Annotated in this window: 17 protein-coding genes; 7 read left to right on the top strand and 10 right to left on the bottom strand. The window is 51.8% G+C overall.

Going from position 1 to position 14,686, the window contains the following annotated elements:
* Window positions 1-169: 169 nt before the first annotated feature.
* Entirely contained in the window at window positions 170-760 is a 591-nt protein-coding gene (ribA, locus tag QLG09_RS02315) for a GTP cyclohydrolase II (RefSeq protein WP_003856813.1), read from the top strand.
* Between the two features lie 44 nt (window positions 761-804).
* Here ribA and acnA read toward each other — a convergent pair whose 3' ends face one another.
* From acnA to topA, 6 genes are all read right to left on the bottom strand, one after another.
* Window positions 805-3,480, bottom strand: a complete 2,676-nt coding sequence (acnA, locus tag QLG09_RS02310; protein ID WP_047955698.1) for an aconitate hydratase AcnA — start codon at window positions 3,478-3,480, stop codon at window positions 805-807.
* A gap of 163 nt (window positions 3,481-3,643) precedes the next feature.
* The gene (ymiC, locus tag QLG09_RS02305; RefSeq protein WP_032669830.1) at window positions 3,644-3,742 is read right to left on the bottom strand and encodes a small membrane protein YmiC; all 99 of its coding nucleotides are present in this window, start codon (window positions 3,740-3,742) and stop codon (window positions 3,644-3,646) included.
* Window positions 3,743-3,882: 140 nt separating this feature from the next.
* Window positions 3,883-4,053: a hypothetical protein gene (locus QLG09_RS02300; RefSeq protein WP_032669764.1), complete on the bottom strand. Its 171-nt coding sequence runs from the start codon at window positions 4,051-4,053 to the stop codon at window positions 3,883-3,885.
* 2 nt (window positions 4,054-4,055) lie between these two features.
* Window positions 4,056-4,196 carry a YmiA family putative membrane protein gene (locus tag QLG09_RS02295; RefSeq protein WP_214579162.1) on the bottom strand — a complete coding sequence of 47 codons (141 nt, stop codon included), beginning with the start codon at window positions 4,194-4,196 and terminating at the stop codon, window positions 4,056-4,058.
* 338 nt (window positions 4,197-4,534) lie between these two features.
* Complete coding sequence (gene cysB / locus QLG09_RS02290; protein WP_006175683.1) at window positions 4,535-5,509, bottom strand: HTH-type transcriptional regulator CysB; 975 nt, start codon at window positions 5,507-5,509, stop codon at window positions 4,535-4,537.
* 187 nt (window positions 5,510-5,696) lie between these two features.
* Complete coding sequence (gene topA, locus QLG09_RS02285) at window positions 5,697-8,294, bottom strand: type I DNA topoisomerase (RefSeq protein ID WP_049022533.1); 2,598 nt, start codon at window positions 8,292-8,294, stop codon at window positions 5,697-5,699.
* Window positions 8,295-8,693: 399 nt separating this feature from the next.
* Between topA and QLG09_RS02280 the strand changes: the two genes are divergently transcribed.
* Window positions 8,694-8,945 carry a YciN family protein gene (locus QLG09_RS02280; RefSeq protein WP_020882438.1) on the top strand — a complete coding sequence of 84 codons (252 nt, stop codon included), beginning with the start codon at window positions 8,694-8,696 and terminating at the stop codon, window positions 8,943-8,945.
* Window positions 8,946-8,979: 34 nt separating this feature from the next.
* Here the strand turns inward: QLG09_RS02280 and sohB are convergent, their stop codons facing one another.
* On the bottom strand, window positions 8,980-10,026 hold the full coding sequence (gene sohB, locus QLG09_RS02275; RefSeq protein ID WP_049022540.1) for a protease SohB: 1,047 nt from the start codon (window positions 10,024-10,026) through the stop codon (window positions 8,980-8,982).
* Between the two features lie 250 nt (window positions 10,027-10,276).
* Between sohB and QLG09_RS02270 the strand changes: the two genes are divergently transcribed.
* Window positions 10,277-11,038, top strand: coding sequence for a YciK family oxidoreductase (locus tag QLG09_RS02270; protein ID WP_020882436.1), 762 nt, complete (start codon window positions 10,277-10,279; stop codon window positions 11,036-11,038).
* Window positions 11,035-11,625 (top strand): cob(I)yrinic acid a,c-diamide adenosyltransferase, encoded by a 591-nt coding sequence (gene cobO, locus QLG09_RS02265; protein ID WP_025203995.1) that lies wholly within the window; start codon window positions 11,035-11,037, stop codon window positions 11,623-11,625. The genes QLG09_RS02270 and cobO overlap by 4 nt, the downstream gene beginning before the upstream one ends.
* Window positions 11,626-11,660: 35 nt before the next feature.
* Here the strand turns inward: cobO and rluB are convergent, their stop codons facing one another.
* Window positions 11,661-12,536, bottom strand: coding sequence for a 23S rRNA pseudouridine(2605) synthase RluB (rluB, locus tag QLG09_RS02260; protein WP_008502809.1), 876 nt, complete (start codon window positions 12,534-12,536; stop codon window positions 11,661-11,663).
* A gap of 253 nt (window positions 12,537-12,789) precedes the next feature.
* Here rluB and QLG09_RS02255 point away from each other — a divergent pair, with 253 nt between their 5' ends.
* The 3 genes from QLG09_RS02255 (at window position 12,790) to QLG09_RS02245 (ending at window position 13,711) form a co-directional block, all read left to right on the top strand.
* Window positions 12,790-13,137, top strand: coding sequence for a hypothetical protein (locus QLG09_RS02255; RefSeq protein ID WP_193394802.1), 348 nt, complete (start codon window positions 12,790-12,792; stop codon window positions 13,135-13,137).
* Between the two features lie 143 nt (window positions 13,138-13,280).
* Window positions 13,281-13,505 (top strand): tyrosine-type recombinase/integrase, encoded by a 225-nt coding sequence (locus QLG09_RS02250; RefSeq protein ID WP_316992542.1) that lies wholly within the window; start codon window positions 13,281-13,283, stop codon window positions 13,503-13,505.
* Window positions 13,506-13,510: 5 nt separating this feature from the next.
* A complete protein-coding gene (locus QLG09_RS02245) occupies window positions 13,511-13,711 on the top strand; it encodes a hypothetical protein (RefSeq protein WP_074148054.1) in 201 nt (66 codons plus the stop codon).
* 92 nt (window positions 13,712-13,803) lie between these two features.
* Here the strand turns inward: QLG09_RS02245 and QLG09_RS02240 are convergent, their stop codons facing one another.
* Together QLG09_RS02240 and QLG09_RS02235 are read right to left on the bottom strand one after the other, a co-directional pair.
* Window positions 13,804-14,133 carry a DUF1493 family protein gene (locus tag QLG09_RS02240; RefSeq protein WP_049022532.1) on the bottom strand — a complete coding sequence of 110 codons (330 nt, stop codon included), beginning with the start codon at window positions 14,131-14,133 and terminating at the stop codon, window positions 13,804-13,806.
* Window positions 14,127-14,585, bottom strand: coding sequence for an STM2901 family protein (locus QLG09_RS02235; protein WP_049022531.1), 459 nt, complete (start codon window positions 14,583-14,585; stop codon window positions 14,127-14,129). The genes QLG09_RS02240 and QLG09_RS02235 overlap by 7 nt, the downstream gene beginning before the upstream one ends.
* Between the last annotated feature and the right edge of the window lie 101 nt (window positions 14,586-14,686).

The following is a 14,686-nucleotide window of genomic DNA, read 5'->3' as shown; positions in this document are numbered from 1 at the left end:
ATCATAACTGAAATTCATCTGTTGGGTGGATATGTCGGATCGTGCGTTTAACGTCCATATAGCATGGCGCCCATTAGGCGAACGTGCTGAGCTTGTGGCAAAATGAACAGATACAGAAAGCCAAACAGGCGAAAGGCACGAAACGTGTCAGCCTACTCTGGAGAATCACATGCAGCTTAAACGTGTGGCAGAAGCCAAACTGCCAACCCCATGGGGCGATTTCCTGATGGTGGGATTTGAAGAACTGGCAACCGGACAGGATCATGTCGCGCTGGTGTTCGGTGACATTTCAGGACAGACGCCGGTACTCTCTCGCGTACATTCGGAGTGTCTGACTGGCGATGCCTTGTTCAGCCTGCGCTGTGATTGCGGTTTCCAGCTTGAAGCCGCCCTTTCTCACATCGCTGAAGAAGGTCGTGGGGTGCTGCTTTATCACCGTCAGGAAGGTCGTAATATTGGCCTGCTGAATAAAATCCGCGCGTACGCGCTGCAGGATCAGGGATACGATACGGTTGAAGCGAACCACCAGCTCGGGTTTGCTGCCGATGAGCGCGACTTTACCCTGTGCGCCGATATGTTCAAGCTTCTTGGGGTAGATGAGGTCCGTCTGCTGACCAATAACCCGAAAAAGGTGGAAATCCTGACCGAAGCGGGGATCAATATCGTCGAACGTGTTCCGCTGATTGTCGGCCGCAACCCGAAAAATGCCCACTATCTTGATACCAAAGCCGCCAAAATGGGTCACCTCCTGAGCGAGTGATCGCGAGATGCCCGGCATCGCCATCGCGAGCCGGGCTGACTGCGTCAATCCAGCATTTTACGAATCACGTAATGTAATATGCCGTCGTTCTGGTAGTAGGTCAGCTCGGTTGCCGTATCAATGCGACACCGGCATTCAAGCACTTCCGTTTTACCGTCTGCTCGCGTTAACGTCACCGGAACCGTTTTACCCGGCTGCAGGTTTTGCAGACCACTAATATCAATCTGCTCTTCCCCGGTCAGTCCCAGCGTTTTACGGGTGACGCCCTGCGGGAACTCTAACGGCAGGATCCCCATCCCGATAAGATTCGAACGGTGAATACGCTCGAAAGATTCGGCAATCACCACGCGAACCCCAAGCAGGCGCGGACCTTTCGCTGCCCAGTCTCGACTGGAGCCGGAGCCGTACTCTTTACCGGCAATCACCGCCAGCGGCGTGCCTTCCTGCTGGTATTTAACGGCGGCATCATAAATCGAAACCACTTCCGTGCCAGGTAAATGACGCGTCATGCCCCCTTCCACACCCGGAACCATTTCGTTGCGGATGCGGATGTTGGCAAACGTCCCGCGCATCATCACTTCGTGGTTACCACGACGCGATCCGTAGGAGTTGAAGTCCCGGCGTTCCACCCCACGGCTTTGCAGATAGCGGCCTGCCGGACTGTCGGCTTTGATACTGCCCGCCGGCGAGATGTGGTCCGTGGTAACGGAGTCGCCCAGCATCGCCAGAATACGCGCCCCGTGGATATCCTTAAGCGGAGCAGGTTCAGCCAGCATGTCATCGAAGAACGGTGACAGACGAATATAGGTCGAATCATCCTGCCAGCCATAAGTATCCGAGCCCACGACGTTAATTGCTTTCCATTCCGGCGTGCCCTCAAACACTTCCGCATACTCTTTGCGGAACATTTCGGTTGAGACCTTTTCAACGGCTCGCGCGATATCGCGTGAAGACGGCCAGATATCTTTCAGGTAAACAGGCTCGTTCTTGCGATCGTGACCAATCGGGTCTGTCGTGAGATTGATGTTCATGTTTCCCGCCAGCGCGTAAGCCACAACCAGCGGCGGCGAGGCCAGCCAGTTGGTTTTCACCAGCGGATGAATACGCCCTTCAAAGTTGCGGTTACCGGAAAGAACCGCACCCACGGTAAGATCGCCCTGCTTGATCGCCGTTTCAATCGGCTCAGGCAGCGGACCGGAGTTACCGATACAGGTAGTACATCCGTAACCCACGAGGTTAAAGCCCAGCTCGTCAAGGTACGGGGTGAGTTTTGCCTGCGCCAGGTAATCTGAAACCACTTTAGAGCCCGGGGCCAGCGAAGCCTTAACCCACGGCTGCGGTTTCAGGCCAAGCTCAACGGCTTTTTTGGCCAACAGTCCCGCGGCCATCAAAACGCTTGGGTTCGAGGTGTTGGTGCAGGAGGTGATAGCGGCAATAACCACCGCGCCATCCGGAAGTTGATACTGATGTCCGTTCAGGACATAGTCTATTGGACGGTGATCTTTTTTCGCGACATTAACTTCCAGTTCATTGCTGGCGGCAAAAGCTTTCGGTACGTCCGGTAACGCGACCCGATCCTGCGGACGTTTTGGCCCGGCAAGGCTCGCCTCGACGCTTCCCATATCCAGCTCAAGCGTGCTGGTAAATACTGGCTCATCACCCGGGTTTCGCCACATCCCCTGCGCTTTAGTGTAGGCCTCGACCAGCGCGACCTGCTCTTCACTGCGACCACTCAGGCGCATATATTCCAGCGTGACGTCATCGATGGGGAAGAAGCCACAGGTCGCGCCATATTCCGGCGCCATATTGGCGATCGTGGCGCGATCGGCCAGCGGCAGCGAATCCAGCCCGTCACCGTAGAATTCAACAAATTTACCCACCACGCCATGCTTACGCAGCATCTGGGTGACGGTCAACACCAGGTCGGTGGCGGTAATGCCTTCCGACAGCTTACCGGTGAGTTTGAAGCCCACCACATCAGGAATGAGCATCGACACCGGCTGACCAAGCATAGCCGCTTCCGCTTCAATACCCCCGACGCCCCACCCCAGCACACCGAGGCCGTTAATCATGGTGGTATGTGAATCCGTCCCGACCAGCGTATCCGGATAAGCCACCCACTCTTTATCCTGCAATTCACTCCAGACGGCTTTGCCCAGATATTCGAGGTTAACCTGATGGCAAATACCGGTTCCAGGCGGAACCACGCTAAAGCGGCTGAACGCCTGTTGCCCCCATTTCAGGAAGACATAGCGCTCGTGGTTACGTTCCATCTCCAGACGTACGTTTTCGCCAAAAGCATCATCATCACCAAAGTGGTCAACGGTCACGGAGTGGTCAATCACGAGGTCAACGGGAGAAAGCGGATTCACTTTTGCCGTATCGCCCCCGAGGCGCTTAACGGCTTCGCGCATGGCGGCTAAATCAACCACGGCGGGAACACCGGTAAAGTCCTGCATCAGGACCCTCGCCGGGCGATAGGCTATTTCTCTGTCGGCATGGGCACTCTTCAGCCACCCCGCCAGCGCCTGGATATCCTCGAGGGTGACGGAATCGCCATCCTGCCAGCGTAAGAGGTTTTCCAGCAAAACTTTCAAGGACTTGGGTAAACGCGAAATGTCCCCAAGCGTTCTGGCAGCCAGTGGCAGGCTATAGTAATGCCAGGTTTTGTTTTCTGCCTGTAATGTGTCCTTACTGGCTTCGCGTAGGGTTAACGACATAAGCTCCTCCTTAATTACAGAGATGTCCTGACAATCATCAGGGCTGTAATTAAAGATAACACAAAGATGTCGTAACGTTTTGATAACAACCCGAATTGATAAATTTAGGAATGGTCCAGTGAAGTGCGAAAACAAAAAACCCCGCCGCAGCGAGGTTTTGGATTTACAGGAAGGCCAGCCAGATGAGCTGAGACCAGAACAGGATCGACACAGAAAAAACGCCGAGCCATGACCAGTATTTGTGAGACATCATGTTATTCATCATAGGGTACACCAGGCATTATTTTTAAAAAGGCTCCGAGGTTTGCCCTCAGTTCTATATTGCTGATGTGTATTTATTAAAGAGTACAAAGGTGCAGAGTCTTTATTCAGACTATTTGCATCATTACGCAATTAACTAAATTATTGTTTTTTGGGTTCGTCTTCTGCGAACACATCAATAAAGGCTTGCTGCTGTGGCGTCAGTTTCCAGGACGCGGGGACAACGGTCGCAGGTGCTTTGCGTCCTTTGTGACCACTGTCACGATGCTGACACATCTGTTTTACCGTTTCTGTACGTACCGTCACTGCCATATTCAACCCCAATATTTCCAGGCAAGGAGAGCAACCACTACCCAAAACAGGGCGGAGACGAGAAAGACCGCCAGCCAGGCTTTACGCTTGAGCGCAGGATCCCTTTGCGGTTCTTCACTTCCTGAAGGCATTGCTAACCTCATACAATCGATATCGCTTATCATTTAGGACCAAACAATTGGTACAATTAATCATCTGTTGAGATAAATCCTAAAGAAACTTTAGCCGAAAAGCCAGTGAATTTACGCATCAATTGGTGGGAAATATTCAATCTTTTGACCAGAAATAAATAATTGAAAAGAAATATTTGCGTAGCCGTAAATTACTTTCTACTTTTGTCGCCAATTCACGACATTAAAACCATACAGATTAAATGGGTAATGACATTATATGGCAGGGAAAATGTAGATGATGATAATTATGATTTAGCTTTGAGGAGTTAATTCGGTATCTTTCCGTGAGGGAAAGATACCGGGAGTGATTATTTTGCCGGAAGTTTGATGTCTTTAAACATCTCTTCAATATCTTCATTTGAGCGTAATGCAACCGCCGTATCGACCACGTCACGCGTTAAATGCGGGGCAAAGCGTTGAATAAAATCATACATATAGCTGCGCAGGAAGGTGCTGCGACGGAAACCAATTTTGGTCGTACTGTGGCTGAAAATATCGTGCGCATCAAGACGAACCAAATCCGGGTCTGAAACCGGGTCGACGGCCATGCTGGCAATCACCCCAACGCCCAGGCCAAGCCGCACATAGGTTTTAATGACATCAGCATCCGTGGCGGTAAAGACAATGCGCGGCGTTAATCCCGCCCGGTTAAAGGCCGTATCAAGCTCAGAGCGTCCGGTGAAGCCGAAGGTGTATGTCACTAAAGGATATTGCGCCAGCTCTTCAATAGTCACCGACCCTTTCCCCGCCAGCGGATGATCCGGGGTCACTACAATAGAACGGTTCCAGTGGTAGCACGGTAGCATAACCAGATCGTCATACAGGTGAAGCGCTTCTGTCGCGATGGCAAAGTCCGCGTTGCCCTTTGAAACCGCTTCAGCGATTTGCGTGGGCGAGCCCTGATGCATATGCAAAGAGACGCGCGGATAACGTTCTATAAAGCCCTTAATAACGCCTGGCAGCGCATAACGCGCCTGAGTATGCGTTGTGGCAATATAAAGCGAGCCTTTATCCGGCCAGGTATGTTCACCCGCCACGGATTTAATAGCGTCAACTTTGGAGAGGACTTCCCGGGCAATACGAATGATTTCCTGCCCGGCGGGTGTCACCTGCGTGAGGTGCTTACCGCTGCGAGCGAAAATCTGGATACCCAATTCGTCCTCCAACATACGAACCTGTTTGCTGATGCCCGGTTGCGAGGTATATAACCCCTCAGCGGTAGAAGAGACGTTAAGGTTGTGATTCACCACCTCAACGATATAACGAAGCTGCTGTAATTTCATGCCAGACCATCCGATTTAGCGCACGCGGTCAATCGCTTAAGACGATTTGATAATAAGAAAAGGGTTAACTATAACCACTATATCATTTATAGCCTGACTGTATAGTACGGAACAAAAAATAATAACAAGGTAATAAAAAAGGGCCGGAAGTCCGGCCCTTTTACAGGTAAGTTACGGTAAGGGAAGATTATTTCTTGCCTTCAACCCATTTTCCGTCGATAAAGAAGGCGGACCAGCCGGTCGCTTTCCCCTCTTTCTCAGCCGCAACGTACTGCTGTTTTGTTTTACGGCTAAAACGTACCACCGTTTTATTCCCTTCAGGATCCTGCTGTGGCGCATCGGCCAGATAACGCAGTTTCTCAGGCAGACGGTCGCGGAAGCGATGCAGCTCTTCCACCAGCGGCGCGCGGGTTTCACGCGATTTCGGGAAGGTGTTGGCCGCGAGGAAGACCCCGGCAGCACCGTCACGCAGCACGAAATAGGCGTCAGACTTCTCACACGGCAATTCTGGCAGCGGAACCGGATCTTCCTTCGGCGGCGCGACTTCACCGTTACGCAGAATCTTACGAGTGTTCTTACACTCGTCGTTGGTGCACGCCATGTATTTCCCGAAACGCCCCATTTTCAGGTGCATTTCCGAGCCACACTTCTCGCACTCAACGATAGGGCCGTCATAGCCTTTGATGCGGAACTCACCCTCTTCGATCTCATAACCATCACACGTTGGGTTATTCCCGCAGACGTGCAATTTACGTTTCGGATCGATCAGGTAGCTGTCCATCGCCGTGCCACATTTCTTACAACGACGTTTGGCACGCAGGGCATTGGTTTCTGCATCGTCACCTTCCAGCACGTTAAGAACTTCGTTCTCAGGTACCAGGTTGATGGTGGTTTTGCAGCGCTCTTTCGGCGATAACGCATAGCCAGAGCAACCGAGGAAGACGCCTGTTGTCGCAGTACGGATCCCCATCTTACGGCCACAGGTTGGGCAATCGATGCTGGTCAGTACCATCTGGTTAGGCAGCATGCCGCCCTCTTCAGGATCTTTCTCCGCTTTTTCAAGCTGGTTGGTAAAGTCGCTGAAGAAGCTGTCGAGCACTTTCTTCCATTCCGCCTGATGGCTGGCAACCTGGTCAAGGCTGTCTTCCATCTGTGCGGTAAAGTCGTAGTTCATCAACTCGCGGAAGTTAGCTTCCAGACGGTCGGTTACGATCTCACCCATTTTTTCAGCGTAGAAACGGCGGTTTTCAACACGCACATAACCACGATCCTGAATGGTCGAAATGATTGACGCATAGGTTGACGGACGACCAATACCGCGTTTTTCCAGCTCTTTTACCAGCGATGCTTCGCTAAAGCGCGCAGGCGGCTTGGTAAAGTGCTGAGCTGGCACAAGGTCAACCAGAGAGAGTTCATCCCCTTTGTTCACCGCGGGCAGCGTTCGGTCTTCGTCGCCTTTACGCAGTGCAGGCATGACTTTCGTCCAGCCGTCGAAACGCAGGATACGGCCACGCGCTTTCAGACGGAAATCACCCGCACCAACGGTAAGCGTAGTGGAATCGTACTGCGCGGGTGTCATTTGACACGCGACGAACTGACGCCAGATAAGCTGGTACAGCTTCTGGGCGTCGGCTTCCATATCCTTCAGGGATTCCGCTAACACAGAGACGTCAGAAGGACGAATGGCTTCGTGCGCTTCCTGTGAGTTCTCTTTGCTGGCGTACTGGTTAGCGCTTTCTGGCAGGTATTTCTTACCGAAATTGTCACCGATATAGCCGCGCACCATGTTAACCGCATCCTGACTCAGGTTAGTCGAGTCGGTACGCATGTAGGTGATGTAACCCGCTTCATACAAGCGCTGGGCCATCATCATGGTTTTCTTCACGCCATAACCCAGACGCGTGCTTGCGGCCTGTTGCAGCGTAGAGGTAATAAATGGTGCGCCAGGCTTACTGCTGGTCGGTTTGTCTTCACGCTCTAGAACCTGATAGCGTGCTTTTTCCAGCAGCGCCACCGCGGCCATGGTCTGGTCACGGTTTTCAGGACGGAAAGGCTTGTCGTTTTGATGGCTCACCTGCAGCGGCAGAGCATCCCCGCCCGGCGTGGTGACATTCGCGTCGACTTCCCAGAACTCTTCTGGCACAAACGCTTTAATTTCGCGTTCACGTTCAACGACAAGACGCACGGCAACGGATTGCACACGGCCTGCGGACAGACCACGGGCAATCTTTTTCCACAGCAGTGGAGACACCATGTAGCCCACAACACGGTCCATAAAGCGACGTGCCTGCTGCGCGTTTACACGGTCAATGTTCAGTTCGCCCGGCTTTTCAAACGCCTGACGAATCGCATTCTTCGTAATTTCGTTAAACACTACACGGCTGTAGCGTTTGTCATCACCACCGATCACTTCCCGCAGGTGCCACGCAATGGCTTCCCCTTCGCGGTCAAGGTCGGTTGCGAGATAGATGTGGTCTGCTTTTTCAGCAAGCTGCTTCAGCTCATTAACGACTTTTTCTTTCCCGGGCAGCACTTCGTATTGTGCATCCCAGTTGTGCCATGGGTTAACACCCATGCGGTTGACAAGCGCGCTACGTTCATCCTTTTTAGGCTTTTTAGCCCCTTTGGTGGAGGTAGAGTCTGCGCTCTTTTTGCTGGCTGAGCCACTGGTCGGCAAATCGCGGATATGACCCACGCTGGACTTAACCACGTAGTCATTACCCAGATACTTATTGATCGTTTTGGCTTTTGCCGGGGACTCAACGATGACGAGAGCTTTACCCATATTCACCTTTACCTAATTTAATTCTTCCAGGAATACGCCGCACGTTGATTTCCCTTCCACTGACGACGCGTCATTGATATTGCGACTGCGTCAGGGGATATCAACCCCTTTGTCTTACCGAACGTCAGAGAAATGACGCCCAGGTGATTGAGTTTTCGGGTATTTTTCTCACGCCTCATATGATTCGTGACGAATTACCGGTCGAATGTCAAGCAATTCTGTTGCCAGAATGACGAAAGCGCACACTCTACCTGATAAAATCCGTTACGCAACTTTATTAGCATGCAAAAGCAAATCACGCCAGCCAGGCTCCTGCACCTTATCCCCTCAGATTACAGGGAAAATTTGCCCCCAAAGCGCCCTCGGCGTAGACTATTGTCACTGTTTAAGGAGTGGATTATGCACAATACGACCCAACCAATTGACCGAGTCTCTCTGCTTATCGAAGCAAACAAGCTTATCCGTGATCATGAAGATACTCTGGCGGGCATTGAAGCCACCGGCGTAGAACAGCGTAATGGCGTGCTGGTTTTCAGCGGCGAATACTTCCTTGACGAACAGGGGCTACCTACCCCGAAAAGCACCGCCGTGTTTAACATGTTTAAATACCTGGCGCATACGCTTTCAGAGAAATATCACCTGGTTGATTAATGCAAAACGCGAGGCCTGAGCCTCGCGTTTTTGTTTACAGCAACGGTTTTTGTCCGCGCTGTAGCCAGCGGAGCAACAGCCGATCGGCACTTTCTGCCGCACTGTTGGTAAAGCGATCGAGCAGACGCTTGCGCTGCGTAAAGCGCACGCCCACCAGCTCACGGCCATCCATCAGGCTCAGCAGCAGGTCATCGCTGGTGCCCACTTCATCTACCAGTCCTTTCTCCTGGGCCTGGATCCCGTACCAGTGCTCCCCCGTGGCAACCTGCTCAATATCGAGCGATGGGCGCATACGGTGCACAAAGTCTTTAAAGAGGTGGTGCGTTTCATTGAGATCTTCACGGAATTTCTGACGCCCCTCTTCCGTATTTTCACCCAGCAGCGTCAGAGTGCGTTTGTACTGCCCGGCCGTGTGCAGTTCAATGTCGATCTCTTTGTTTTTGAGGAAGCGGTTAAAGTTAGGGATTTGCGCAACCACACCGATTGAACCAATAATAGAAAACGGTGCCGCCACAATTTTATCCGCGACGCAGGCCATCATGTAGCCACCGCTCGCCGCGACTTTATCCACCGCAACGGTCAGCGGGATCTGTTTTTCACGCAGGCGCTGCAGCTGTGACGCAGCCAGTCCATAACCGTGTACCACACCGCCCGGGCTTTCAAGACGCACCACCACCTGATCCTGCGGTTTTGCCACGGCAAGAACGGCAGTGACCTCTTCGCGCAGAGAAGAAACTTCATGCGCATCCATGCTGCCTTTAAAGTCGAGCACATAGACGCGTGGCTTTGCCTCATCCTGCGGTGCATTGAGCTTGGCTTTCGCTTTTGCCGCTTTGGCTTCTTGTTTATGCTTTTTCTTCTGCGCTTTAAGCCACTGCTTCTGTTGATGGCTATCGAGCAGCGACAGAGACATATCTTCCTGCATCTCTTTATACTGCTCACTCAGGCGGGTAATGCGTAACTCCCCACGCTGACGCTTACGCTGCGTCAGGTTTACAATCAGAACGGCAATCACCGCAATGGCAATCACCACCGTTGCGATTTTGGCCAAAAACAACCCATACTGAGAAAGTAATTCCACGCGTTCCACCTTGTTTAACCACGATTCTTTCACGGCAGTGTACAACAGCCCTGCCCATGCGTCTCGCTCGTGACATTACCTCTGCGAGCCTGCTTCAGGAATCCCCTCATGGGGGTTTAAATATTTGCAAATTGTTAATTTTACAGTAATGCCTCCTGTAGACTGATTGAATTCTCATGCTAATTCGGGCATAAAGCCGAAAAGTCATAAAGAAGGCGTCATTGCGTCACTGCGCACCAGAGGAGTCCCCGTGCATTATCAACCGCAAAAAAATCTGCTGCAAAATCGCATCATTCTGGTCACCGGTGCCAGCGACGGAATTGGTCGCGAGGCGGCCCTGACCTACGCTGACTATGGCGCGAGCGTTATTCTTATTGGTCGTAACGAAGAGAAACTGAAAAGCGTCGCGCAGGAAATAGAGGCGGCAGGCGGCATTCCGGCCCCGTGGTATACCCTCGATTTACTCACCTGCACGCCAGCGGTGTGCCAGGAGCTTGCTCACCGTATTAGCGCCCACTATCCGCGGCTGGACGGTGTCCTGCACAATGCGGGTTTGCTGGGAGAAGTCCGTCCTATGGACGAACAGGATCCCGATATCTGGCAGCAGGTGATGCAGGTCAACGTCAACGGCACGTTTTTCCTGACGCAGGCTTTGCTTCCTTTATTACTTAAATCCGAGTCCGGCTCGCTGGTCTTTACCTCCTCAAGCGTAGGCCGCGAAGGTCGAGCCAACTGGGGAGCATATGCCGTCTCAAAATTCGCGACTGAAGGGATGATGCAGGTGCTGGCGGAAGAGTATCAAAGCCGCCATCTGCGCGTAAATTGCATTAACCCGGGTGGAACGCGCACCAAAATGCGCGCCAGCGCCTTCCCGTCGGAAGACCCGCAGAAACTGAAAACACCCGCAGACATTATGCCGCTCTATCTCTGGCTGATGGGCGACGACAGTCGTCGTAAAACGGGGATGACCTTCGATGCCCAGCCGGGCCGTAAACCAGGGATTTCGCAATGAGTGAAGAACGTCATCAACAACGCCAGCAGCGTCTGAAGGAACAGGTCGATGCGCGCGTTGCGGCCGCACAGGACGAGCGCGGGATAATTATCGTCTTTACCGGTAACGGCAAAGGTAAAACTACCGCGGCATTTGGCACCGCCACGCGTGCTGTCGGTCACGGGCAGAAAGTGGGCGTCATTCAGTTCATCAAAGGCGAATGGCCGAACGGCGAACGTAATCTGCTTGAACCGCATGGCGTTGAATTTCAGGTGATGGCGACAGGTTTCACATGGGATACGCAGAACCGGGAAACCGATACTGCAGCTTGTCTTGCAGTCTGGGAGCACGCCAAAAGAATGCTGGCAGACCCCGCCCTGAATATGGTTCTGCTGGATGAGATAACCTATATGGTGGCCTACGACTATCTCCCGCTGGATGTGGTACTGGAGGCGCTACAACAACGTCCGGCGCACCAGACGGTTATCGTCACGGGGCGTGGCTGTCATCGGGAAATACTGGAGCTTGCTGATACCGTCAGCGAACTGCGTCCGGTCAAACACGCGTTTGACGCGGGAATCAAAGCGCAAATCGGTATTGATTACTAAGAAAAAAGCCCGGTGATCATCACCGGGCTTTTATGTTAACCGTTGTTGTTACGGCTGCCAGAGCGGCGGTTGCTGCTCACCTGGCTATGACGTTTCACCGCACGACGGATCTGATTCGCCTTCATACGACGACGATCTTTTTCCACCGCCACTTTAGAGGTGGTTTCTGGCGTCAGGCCGACCAGTTCACGCAGGTAGTTAGTCTGTGTCAGATCCAGCTCGGTATAACCACCCCGTGGCAGACCTTTTGGCAGCAGGATGTCGCCATAACGGACACGGATCAGACGGCTCACCTGCACACCTACCGCTTCCCAAAGACGACGCACTTCGCGGTTACGGCCTTCAGTCAGGGTAACGTTGTACCACTGGTTAATGCCTTCGCCACCGGTAAATTTGATGGTTTTAAATGCCGCAGGACCGTCTTCCAGCTGAACGCCGCGAGACAGATCGCGCAGTTTATTCTCATCAACCTGGCCGAAGACACGCACGGCGTATTCGCGTTCCACTTCACGGCTAGGGTGCATCAGACGGTTTGCCAGTTCACCATCAGTGGTAAACAGCAGCAGGCCGCAGGTATTCACGTCCAGACGCCCCACGGCAATCCAGCGAGCGCCGCGCAGTTTAGGCAGACGGTCAAACACCGTCGGGCGACCTTCAGGGTCGTTGCGCGTACACAGCTCGCCTTCTGGCTTGTAATACGCCAGCACACGGCAAATCTGCTCAGCGGACTCTTTCACGGAAATAAGATGACCGTCGATGCGGATCTTCAATCCCGGTACGATTTCTACGCGGTCACCCAGCGTGGCGATTTTACCGTCCACACTCACGCGCCCCGCTTCAATAATGGCTTCGATTTCACGGCGTGAACCGTGGCCGGCACGCGCCAGCACTTTCTGTAACTTCTCGCTCATTGAGCTTCCTCAGGTGTCGCCTTCACAGGCGTCTGGTATACTTTCTAAAACAACGAGCTAGCTAAAAAATCATCTTAACTCGCTGATCTGTAACTCTTTCATGGTACACAGCATGGTAAACAACGTGTCACACAAGCTGTCACACACAATGATTCGTGGGCGCACATACTACACTAACTTTAGACTAAATGATTCAACAAGTTTTGTGCGTTTAAGTCTCGGAACTGATAGCCGAAAGTAAGCGGAAGTGATCATGAATCAGATCCGCCCTTTCATTCCGCTTGTGCAGAATGGAACGATGAGCATCGAAGAGTTCAAACGTAAAATTCAGGGCTACCGAGCCGCCACTAAACAGGACTTTGACAACTATCTTCTACATGCACTCGAAAGGGATGTTGCCGAGGTGGAACGTCTGCCGGAGTTAGGACAGTGGCACAGAAACATAAATCCTGATTCTCCATTATCTGCTTCTGATACGGTTGAAGCCGCACAAGGCTATTCGGAAGCTCACTTCCAACGCATGGTTAATGGTAGCGATCAGACAGCAAACGAAGTTCAGTCAGTTCAAGGAAGGAAACACGCTGGAAGTGCTGGAGAGTAAGACAGGCAAGAAGAAGGAAATCATAGTCCCTGCGAAGGTGTGGGAGATCGTATAACGTCGCCGCCAGGCATTCCCGAAAGACGAATATGTTCACGTCATACAGCAATCGTGCATCAGGAAAAGCCCCTGTCAGCCGTTAACAGGTGAACCGTGAGGTCAAACAGGCTGCTGAGAATGTGGGGATCAAAGGAACCGTAGGGTGCCATTCTTTCAGAAAATTTTCTGCAACACAGGTATGGGAGAAATCCAACAGCAACCTTGCTTTAGCAATGAAAGCACTTAACCATTCAGATCCTAAAGTCACCATGAACTATTTGAAGATTAACGTTAAGAGCGTGGGCGCTGCCCTTGCAAACATTTGGGAGTGATTAACATGAAACGCTTGCTTGTGCTTACGCTGGCACTACTGCCAGCCCTCACCGCTCATGCAGAGCGCATTACATTAACTTTGACGGGCGAACAGGAGACAGGAAACGCTAAGGTGTGTATCTACGAAAACGCCAACTTTACGGAGACAGTTACGATCAGGCCGTCGCAGCAATGCCGCTACACAATGACCTTTGAAGAGGAATAACGATTGAAAAAGGAGGAAGAGCCGATCACCAGCTTTACTTGGTGTGGTGCTACGGTGTGCGTTCAAATGAAACAAAGAGGGCAAAATGCCCCCTATTTGTACAACCATCTTCCAGCTTTTGCAGACTGGATAAACATATCAATGGTGAAATCTGGAACATCCACAGGTTCAGGCTTTTTGAACGGGTTCCATGAAAACTTAACTTCTGGATAGTAGGTTTCAAGATGGAAATCCGACATATTAACGTTGAACTCTTTCGAATAGTCTTCTACCAACTCTTCAACATCATCCTGATCAAGCTGCACATCAAAATGAATACTCGATTCCGGCGTGTAGGTGTCGTATTTCTTTTTTCTGAACAGGTAAGTACCACCACGGATAGTGAACATCTCGATCACTCGTTTCTCGATATCGTCTACCATAACTTATCGTCACCCCGTGCAATGGTGTTGTATTCAGTGATCGAGTTGTAGATGATCTGCGACACATCAGCCACAAGAATCACCTCACCTATGAGAGGGATAGTTCGCCCTACCCACGTTCCGATCTTCCTAACCATCCTACGCTTAACAGTCCACGGGGTATAACCGCCAATCCACGTTGGCATCTTTAACCCAAACGGGAACATTCTGTTTCCAAATACCCGCCGTACTCCTTTCGACAATCTGGACGTTCCAGGAATCGCCGTACCAGGTTTAGTCCGTGTAGTCTGGTCATTCATACCAGCATAGAGAGCATAGACAGCGGCAATATCTTTGATGCCGAATTGATCAGCAGTATTGAAGACAAACACCATGAAAAAGAGTTCGGAAGCGGTGAGGTTTGAACGCCCCGCATAGAAATATGTTCCGTTAAGTTCCTCGACTGTATCCACGTCTCAATCTTTATGACTCTGCATTTATAGCAATCATAACGGCGGATTTACATACAGTCACCCCTAAAACATGGCGTTATCAGCCCGCATTGTGCAACTTA

Source organism: Enterobacter sp. V89_11 (genome assembly GCF_029967775.1).
GTDB lineage: Bacteria > Pseudomonadota > Gammaproteobacteria > Enterobacterales > Enterobacteriaceae > Enterobacter > Enterobacter ludwigii.
This window is presented reverse-complemented; position numbering and strand designations above follow the sequence as displayed.

Coding starts and splice junctions, on each gene's coding strand:
- acnA (WP_047955698.1), bottom strand. CDS start 3,480: ATGTCGTTAACCCTACGCGAAGCCAGTAAGGACACATTACAGGCAGAA.
- cobO (WP_025203995.1), top strand. CDS start 11,035: ATGAGTGAAGAACGTCATCAACAACGCCAGCAGCGTCTGAAGGAACAG.
- QLG09_RS02300 (WP_032669764.1), bottom strand. CDS start 4,053: ATGGCAGTGACGGTACGTACAGAAACGGTAAAACAGATGTGTCAGCAT.
- topA (WP_049022533.1), bottom strand. CDS start 8,294: ATGGGTAAAGCTCTCGTCATCGTTGAGTCCCCGGCAAAAGCCAAAACG.
- ribA (WP_003856813.1), top strand. CDS start 170: ATGCAGCTTAAACGTGTGGCAGAAGCCAAACTGCCAACCCCATGGGGC.
- QLG09_RS02255 (WP_193394802.1), top strand. CDS start 12,790: ATGAATCAGATCCGCCCTTTCATTCCGCTTGTGCAGAATGGAACGATG.
- ymiC (WP_032669830.1), bottom strand. CDS start 3,742: ATGAATAACATGATGTCTCACAAATACTGGTCATGGCTCGGCGTTTTT.
- QLG09_RS02295 (WP_214579162.1), bottom strand. CDS start 4,196: ATGAGGTTAGCAATGCCTTCAGGAAGTGAAGAACCGCAAAGGGATCCT.
- QLG09_RS02280 (WP_020882438.1), top strand. CDS start 8,694: ATGCACAATACGACCCAACCAATTGACCGAGTCTCTCTGCTTATCGAA.
- rluB (WP_008502809.1), bottom strand. CDS start 12,536: ATGAGCGAGAAGTTACAGAAAGTGCTGGCGCGTGCCGGCCACGGTTCA.
- QLG09_RS02240 (WP_049022532.1), bottom strand. CDS start 14,133: ATGGTAGACGATATCGAGAAACGAGTGATCGAGATGTTCACTATCCGT.
- QLG09_RS02245 (WP_074148054.1), top strand. CDS start 13,511: ATGAAACGCTTGCTTGTGCTTACGCTGGCACTACTGCCAGCCCTCACC.
- cysB (WP_006175683.1), bottom strand. CDS start 5,509: ATGAAATTACAGCAGCTTCGTTATATCGTTGAGGTGGTGAATCACAAC.